1 pseudogene is annotated in these 727 nt (G+C 47.6%); it reads right to left on the minus strand.

The features are described from left to right. Positions 1-727: pseudogene (locus R8N49_RS27020) on the minus strand (aminopeptidase PepB); the annotation flags it as partial.

The raw sequence follows: 727 nt of genomic DNA on the forward strand, positions 1-727 counted from the left end.
GCGCCGGTTAACGTTGCGCAGTCGATGATCAACTCAGGGTTATGCTCGCTTGCATAGATAAGACCATCGGCAAGTACCAAACGACCTTCTGCGTCGGTGTTCATGATCTCAACAGTCTTACCGTTTTTGTAGGTGATGATGTCGCCAAGCTTAAGCGCACGACCAGAAACCATATTCTCAGCACAACATAGGATCAGTTTTACGCGCTTGTTCAAACCACGCAAAATAGCTAACCCCAAACCGCCAGTAATCGTACCTGAACCGCCCATATCGGCTTTCATTGCACTCATAAAGTTTGAAGGCTTAAGGCTGTAACCGCCTGAATCAAACGTAATGCCTTTACCTACTAGACACGCGAATACTGGTGCGTTTTCATCGCCAGTCGGGTTGTAATCCAATTGCAGCATTGCTGATGTGCGATCCGAACCGCGACCAACCGCATAGATACCTTCCCAACCTTCCGCTAGTAGATCTTTATCTTTAACAATACGAGCCGTTACTGTGCCTTCTGGTGCGACAGATTTGATGAACTCAGCCGCCATCGTAGCAAGTTGACGAGGTGCAACTTCTTCCGCCGTTTTGTTGATGATATCGCGCGTAAAATCGGTCGCTTTAATGCGAGCTTGAAGTTCAGTTTGGTCTTCTTCAGAAAGCGCAGTCCATTCTAGCAAACCGTGTTTTTTCGGGTTGCGGTAACCTTGATGGAAAGCCCAGATGCTTTCCAAAT

Source organism: Vibrio sp. 1978 (assembly GCF_033344345.1).